The 6387-nt window shown below is 47.9% G+C and carries 6 protein-coding genes; 2 read left to right on the top strand and 4 right to left on the bottom strand.

What is annotated here, in order from left to right; all coding sequences use genetic code 11:
- Positions 1–309 precede the first annotated feature (309 nt).
- Positions 310–1416: a suppressor of fused domain protein gene (locus tag DRI82_RS18630; protein WP_114195410.1), complete on the bottom strand. Its 1107-nt coding sequence runs from the start codon at positions 1414–1416 to the stop codon at positions 310–312.
- A gap of 313 nt (positions 1417–1729) precedes the next feature.
- Positions 1730–2389 carry a TetR/AcrR family transcriptional regulator gene (locus DRI82_RS18625; protein ID WP_114195409.1) on the bottom strand — a complete coding sequence of 220 codons (660 nt, stop codon included), beginning with the start codon at positions 2387–2389 and terminating at the stop codon, positions 1730–1732.
- A gap of 173 nt (positions 2390–2562) precedes the next feature.
- Here DRI82_RS18625 and DRI82_RS18620 point away from each other — a divergent pair, with 173 nt between their 5' ends.
- Positions 2563–2856 carry a YdgH/BhsA/McbA family protein gene (locus tag DRI82_RS18620; RefSeq protein ID WP_114195408.1) on the top strand — a complete coding sequence of 98 codons (294 nt, stop codon included), beginning with the start codon at positions 2563–2565 and terminating at the stop codon, positions 2854–2856.
- Between the two features lie 207 nt (positions 2857–3063).
- The gene (gene bhsA / locus DRI82_RS18615) at positions 3064–3318 is read left to right on the top strand and encodes a multiple stress resistance protein BhsA (protein WP_114195407.1); all 255 of its coding nucleotides are present in this window, start codon (positions 3064–3066) and stop codon (positions 3316–3318) included.
- 182 nt (positions 3319–3500) lie between these two features.
- Here the strand turns inward: bhsA and DRI82_RS18610 are convergent, their stop codons facing one another.
- Both DRI82_RS18610 and DRI82_RS18605 read right to left on the bottom strand, forming a co-directional pair.
- Positions 3501–4820 carry an anaerobic C4-dicarboxylate transporter family protein gene (locus DRI82_RS18610; RefSeq protein ID WP_114195414.1) on the bottom strand — a complete coding sequence of 440 codons (1320 nt, stop codon included), beginning with the start codon at positions 4818–4820 and terminating at the stop codon, positions 3501–3503.
- Between the two features lie 102 nt (positions 4821–4922).
- Positions 4923–6350 carry an aspartate ammonia-lyase gene (locus tag DRI82_RS18605; protein ID WP_211317686.1) on the bottom strand — a complete coding sequence of 476 codons (1428 nt, stop codon included), beginning with the start codon at positions 6348–6350 and terminating at the stop codon, positions 4923–4925.
- Positions 6351–6387: the final 37 nt, after the last annotated feature.

Genomic DNA, 6387 nt, shown 5'->3' with positions numbered 1-6387 from the left:
TTTGTCGGTTGAGGCTTCGAGGCTCAAGTAGAAAAATACATTTATATCAACCGAAACCTGCTCCAAGCCTGCTTTTAAACAATAGTTCACGCATGACCCGAACCTAAAGCCGACCCGTCCGCCGGAGTGATGAGGGAAGGGACCGGCGCAGCCGGCGAGGAGTGCCGCGAAAAAGCCCGGGTTCAAAGGGTCGCGGCGACTGGCGACCCTTTGTCGGTTGAGGCTTCGAGGCTCAAGTAGAAAAATACATTTATATCAACCGAAACCTACTTCGAACCTGTTTTTAAAACCAGAAATATCAATTTTATATCAACACACCGCTTCACGCGGCACAAACACATGATTGTTGCCCTGCGCAATCAGTTTTGCCACCAACTCATAGCCACCATTGGGCATGCTGTGAGCGAATTCCCGTTCGCTGGTAAATACCGGCGTTGCCCAGTAAAGATTGACCTTATCGTCATAGATCGTTGGCATATCGACTTTGCTCGAAGGCGAACAAAGTGCCGATGACAACACGAAACCTTCATAGCCTTGCGGGGCCATAGGCGATTCGAGCGTGTGTCCTTCCCCGAGCCAACTGAGTTTATTCCACGGTAATTGCGCGAAACCAGATAGCGCGCTGGCCATCTGCACCGCATTATCTTCCGTGACGTACTGCGCCTCTACCGCAAACGCCATCTCCATGCGGCGATAGTCACCAGCATCGTCATTGAACATGATTTCCACCCACGGCATTGGGCGGATACTGACGCCCAACGTCAGGAAGTAATAGACCCCATTGTGTTCATGCTGGGAAATCGCCATCGGTGGCCAGGTGCCCTGATCGATGGCGTAATATTTCACCGAGGGACCAAAACGCTGCTCATAGCACTGCAAGAAATCAGCCTGGATTTTCGGCCACGGATTGTGATCCTCACTCTGCCACTCGCGCCAGAAATGCCGCGTTTGCTCGGCACGGGCATATTGCGTATTGGTGGAGGCTGAACCGAGCGGAAAAATCGCGCCATTGTCTTTGATGCAACCGGCGGCATAGCCCACCTGATGGTCGATATACAGGCTCCAGCCTGGAATTACCGCCAGCAAAAGCCCCTGATACCAAAGTGCGGCACCGTCATCACTTTCGTTCCAGATAATCAATACGTTGGCGGCCTGCAAAGGCGCTTCGCCTTCCAGATTACGGCAAAAAGGGGCTGCCAGCATTGGCGCAAGACCCTGTTCCATCGCCTGACGATCTTCTTGCAGCGGGGCGGGAGAAAGATTGCGCACCCAACAGGCGCGCATCATCGGGAACCGCTCGCGAAATTCTACTGTGGAATAGATATAAAAATAGACCACGCGATCGTCTTGCTCGACAACGGCGGTCAATGTCTTTTTATCATTACTGACTTCAGCGATCAGTTCGGGCTGGCGCATATGACCTCGATAATTCCGTGTTTTTCCTGCTTATCTTTAAAGTGTAGAACGTGATCGCAGACAAAAGCATGGGCAAAAGTCCCAAAAAGTGTGCCAAACGTGGTGAAACTGACTATTTTTTCAGCACTTTTATTCTATTACGCACGATTTGCGCGAGCACCGCACGTCGGGATCAACACATCGATCGTCAGCCGCGAATAACAGCAACAGCGGGGGTTTTTCGTCGTGCAGATTTTCCGGCTAAACTCGCCGCATTTACATTGAATGATGCGGCGCAAAGGTAGTGCCTGCGCCGCAATGTCTCATGCCTGTATTATTCCGCTGCAGTCTGGTTGCTGCCAATCCGGCTCAACTGCGGCCACAACCGCATCACAACGTCCACCAACAACTGGAGATCTTGCCGCGTTGCGCCATCGCGCGCCTGAACCGACATGCCCTGCACGGTGCAAACCAGATATTTTGCCAGCAACGCACTATTGGTGAACGCCTCCATCTCACCCTGCTGTTTACGCTGTTCGAAATAATCGCGCAGCGTACTTTCCTGCAGGTGATGGCGGGAGCGCAGCATATTGGCGATATCTTCTGAAGACGAAGACAGCGCGGACGACGTACAGACCATGAAACACCCAGACGGCGTTGAACAGTCGGTGAAAAGATCGGCCGATGAACGCAGATATTGTTCAATGGCCTGTGCCACCGACAAGTCAGTCTGCCGCAACGCGACAAAACTGTGTTCAGCAAAGGCGCTCAGGTAGTGCTCAACTGACGCACGAAAAATCCCCTCTTTATTACCAAATTCGGCATACAGCGTCGGTGCCTTGGCGCCTGTGGCTTCCACCAGATCGGCCAGCGAGGTGGCTTCATAACCATGTCGCCAGAATAAATTTAACGCCTTGCTCAATGCAGCTTCGCGATCAAATTGTTTTGGGCGTCCGCGACTTTTACGGGCTGACGTCGTGCATTCAGTGCTCATACACCCTCTCTTGATTGATACAGCAACTTCGCCGCACATTAAATTAACGATCATTATAAAAAATAGTTGCGCCACTGTCGAGAACAGCCTAACATTTAATTACTAATCGTTAACTAAATCACCACGGCAACACCCCATCCGCAAGATCTGGTCGTTGTGCAGGAATCCTTATCATGAAAAACTTCTCTGCAATGAAGAGTCAAACAACCAGTATGTACAGCTTGAAAATGGTCCTCGCTGCTGCAACCCTTCTCGCCTTGCCCCTTGCCAGCCAGGCACGGATACAGATTACCACGGCAGTCATGGATAGTCAGACTATAAACACCGGACACAGTACACCGTCAAGGCTCTCCAGCCTTGAACAACAACTGGCACATAAACCGGGTGACAGTGATGCTGTGGCGTACCGGATTATTTCTGCCTCAGGCAACAATCATCTCAATACCAACGGCGTCATCTACAACTGATTGACCCTCTCGGCATAAAGGCCGCCAGAGCGTCTTTGTGCTGACTGAAATCGTCACTCAGATAAATAATTAATGATCGTTAAAAAAATACTTGCACCACGGAAAAAATGAGATTAGTATTTAGTTATCGATCGTTAAGTAATTAGCGTCGCAAACATGAACACCACCCGGTTGGGTGACAACACATTTATCAATGGGAATAAGATCATGAAAAACTTGAAAATCGCTATCGCTGCAGTTGTTCTTTCTACCGCTTCATTCGCTACCTTGGCTGCTGAGCCAGTGACTTCCGCACCACTGAATGCCCAGAAAATCGGTGTGGTAAGCGCACATGCTTCCAACCTGAGCAGCCTGGAAAGCAAACTGGCCCAGAAAGCTGAAGCACAAGGCGCAACGTCATACCGCATCACCTCAGCATCAGGTAATGACCGTATGTTCGGTACCGCAGTAATTTATAATTAATTGTTACGCTGTATGTAGTATTAATGCGTGATATTAACGCGTGGCATTAATGCGCGGTATGAAGAAAAAGAGGCGGCGGTTGCCGCCTTTTTCTCATCTGAAAAATAGGATTCCATTATTCCAATTCTATTATTGTCATATAAAAATGCGCAGCAAAATTTATAGTTACAGTTAATTTCCGCTTATAGAATAATTGAAGCCAGACCAAACCCTACCGCGACGCAGACAACGGTAGTAATCAAACCTGGGATCATATAGCTATGGTTAAAAACATATTTGCCAATCTTGGTGCTACCGGTGGTATCAAAAGAGACCCCCGCAATCAATGTGGCATAACTTGGAATAAAGAAATAACCATTTACTGCTGGCCAGGAGGCAACCATGGCATACGGTGATAACCCCAGGCCAATGCCCAGAGGAATTAACAACCGGGTTGTGGCAGCCTGACTCAACGTTAATGCGGAAACGAAGAATAATCCGAGCGCAAACATCCACGGATTGGCAGTCACTATATCCTGCACATTTTCCTTGATGAACGGCATATTATTGGTCACCAGCGTATCGCCCATCCATGCCAGACCGAAAATACAGATCACCCCCATCATCCCGGCTTTAAATACCGAACCAGAAACAATCTTATCCAGGTCAGGTTTACAGATCAGCACCATAATAGCCGAAATAATGAACATAATAATTTCGATGGTGTGCGTCATCGACATTTTTACCGTTTTGCCCTCTACGATAAAATCAGGGCGCAAAAAAGGAATGGTTCCCATCAATACGATGGTCACTGCACCCAGAACGAATAATATTACTGAAAACCTGGCTTTTTTTGAGATTTCGGGAGCCGCAGTGGTTGATTGTCTGGGAGGGGCAATGAGACCTTGTTCCAAACGACGCAGATATTCCGGGTCATCACACAACTCTTTCCCCACCCGACAGGCGTAGCAACTGCCTGCAATAATACCGATCAGCGTTGCCGGAATACAGATAGCCATGATGCTGCCCATACCAACACCAAAAGGAGCCAGAAGAGCAATCAATGCGGCCATTGCTGCGCTGATAGGACTGGCGGTAATCGCTTGTTGGGAGGCAATAACTGAAATGGACATCGGTCTTTCTGGCCGGACACCTGATTCACGGGCCACTTCAGCAATCACCGGCAGAATGCTGAAAGCCACATTGCCGGTACCGGATAAAAACGTAAACAGATAAGCGACCATCGGTGCAACAAAGGAGATGCGGCTGGGGTTCTTACGCAAGATTTTTTCGGCTATTTTTACCAGGTAATCCATGCCTCCGGCTGCTTGCAGTGTTGATGCTGCAAGAACGACCGCCATAATAATCAGCATGACATCAACCGGCGGGGAAGATGGCGTCAGACCGAAGATAAATACCAGAATTCCTAGCCCAACACCGGCAGCCATACCAATGAATATCCCCCCCAGTCGGGCCCCCAGACATAATGTGAGCAATACAATAAGTAACTCAATAAAAAACATAATTTCTTCCTCTTTATAGAATGAAAGAAAGCCATTGATATATGCATCGATAAATGGATGCATATATCCTTATTTTTAATGATGATTTTTATAGGGCTATGATCATTGGATCTTATTTTTTCTCCATAGGGAAATGGCTTCTGACATCTTTTCGGGATTAGTTAATAAATGAGGATCTAATAGAAAATCTGCATCCTGTTGATTTAATATGCCCATTTGTAAAACAGCGTCCTTGACGGAAAGTTTGTTTTCAAAGGCAAACTGAGAAACACGGACACCGTCTTCATATCCCCAGATAGCGGCGATTACCGTAGATAATGCCAGAGTCTGGTGAGCATTCTGTTCGCAAACAGCTGTATTAGCTGTTATTCCCTTAATACAGCGTTGTGTAAAAGGCGGCAGTGCATTGGTTAATAACGTAAATGACTCAAACAGGTTTTTATACAGGGTCGGTGCCCAGACGTTTATTTCTAATTCTCCCTGTTCAAATCCCATGGTAATCGCAACATCATTACCACATATTTGTTGGGCCGCCTGGGACATGAGCTCAGGGAGTACCGGATTGATTTTGCCTGGCATTATTGATGAACCGGGGGTCACTGCGGGTAGCGTGATTTCTGCAAATCCCGACCTTGGCCCCGAAGACAACAGACGCAAATCTTTGGCGATTTTAGAGATGCCACACGCTGTCGTTTTTAGTGTAGCTGAAACCTGAGGGTAGAAATCATCATTTTGCATTCCATCAAAAAAGTCGCAGTCCGCACGAATATTCTCCTGTAAGTCTTCAGAGATATAGTGATAAAAAGCCTCCTGATAACCAGGGAATGTCCCTATTCCAGTACCCACGGCAGTAGCGCCGACAATTAAATTGAAACACGCATCCCGCAGAGCGTGGAGTTGGGCAATCTGGCGTTCGACAAAACGACTGTAGCCGCCGAACTCCTGACCTAACGTCATCGGGACGGCATCCTGCAGGCAGGTTCTGCCAACTTTTATCACGCCGGAAAAAGCCTGCTGCTTTTCTTTTAATGCTTCATGAAGTTCTTGCAGGGGTACGATGAGGGCATCGAGTGCCGGGGCAATGGCCAGTTTCATGGCTGACGGAATCATGTCATTGGTTGACTGACCCATATTGACATGGGTATTAGGATGAACCCGATCATAGCCTTTATGACCCGTCAACTTTTCATTGGCAATATGCGCAATGACTTCATTCATGTTCATATTAACGCAGGTATATCCACCACCCTGATACATATCCAGGGGGAATTGGGCCCTCCAGTCTTCCGTAAGAATTCTGTCAACGGCATAGACAATGCTTGTCATTATTTCTGGTTCCAGTGCACCAATGGCATGATTTGCCCTGGCGGCAGCTTTTTTCATCTGTGCCAGTCGCTGATGAAGATACGGATAATAAATTACCGGTATCCCGGAAATAGCGGAATTTTGCAATACTCGCGCCGTCTGAATACCATAATAAACAGAGTCAGGTAGATCCATCTCACCTAAACAGTCATGTTCGGTACGCATAATAGAGGACCCTTATTAGTTATCTTAGGATAATAAT

The sequence above is a fragment of the Edaphovirga cremea genome (assembly GCF_003332275.1).
Lineage (GTDB): Bacteria > Pseudomonadota > Gammaproteobacteria > Enterobacterales > Enterobacteriaceae > Edaphovirga > Edaphovirga cremea.
Note: the sequence above shows the minus strand (reverse complement) of the source record. Positions and strands in the feature narration are given on the sequence as shown.

Bases quoted from the DNA above. Each gene is read 5' to 3' on its own strand.
- DRI82_RS18620 (WP_114195408.1), top strand. From the start codon at position 2,563: ATGAAAAACTTCTCTGCAATGAAGAGTCAAACAACCAGTATGTACAGC.
- DRI82_RS18610 (WP_114195414.1), bottom strand. From the start codon at position 4,820: ATGTTTTTTATTGAGTTACTTATTGTATTGCTCACATTATGTCTGGGG.
- DRI82_RS18625 (WP_114195409.1), bottom strand. From the start codon at position 2,389: ATGAGCACTGAATGCACGACGTCAGCCCGTAAAAGTCGCGGACGCCCA.
- DRI82_RS18605 (WP_211317686.1), bottom strand. From the start codon at position 6,350: ATGCGTACCGAACATGACTGTTTAGGTGAGATGGATCTACCTGACTCT.
- bhsA (WP_114195407.1), top strand. From the start codon at position 3,064: ATGAAAAACTTGAAAATCGCTATCGCTGCAGTTGTTCTTTCTACCGCT.
- DRI82_RS18630 (WP_114195410.1), bottom strand. From the start codon at position 1,416: ATGCGCCAGCCCGAACTGATCGCTGAAGTCAGTAATGATAAAAAGACA.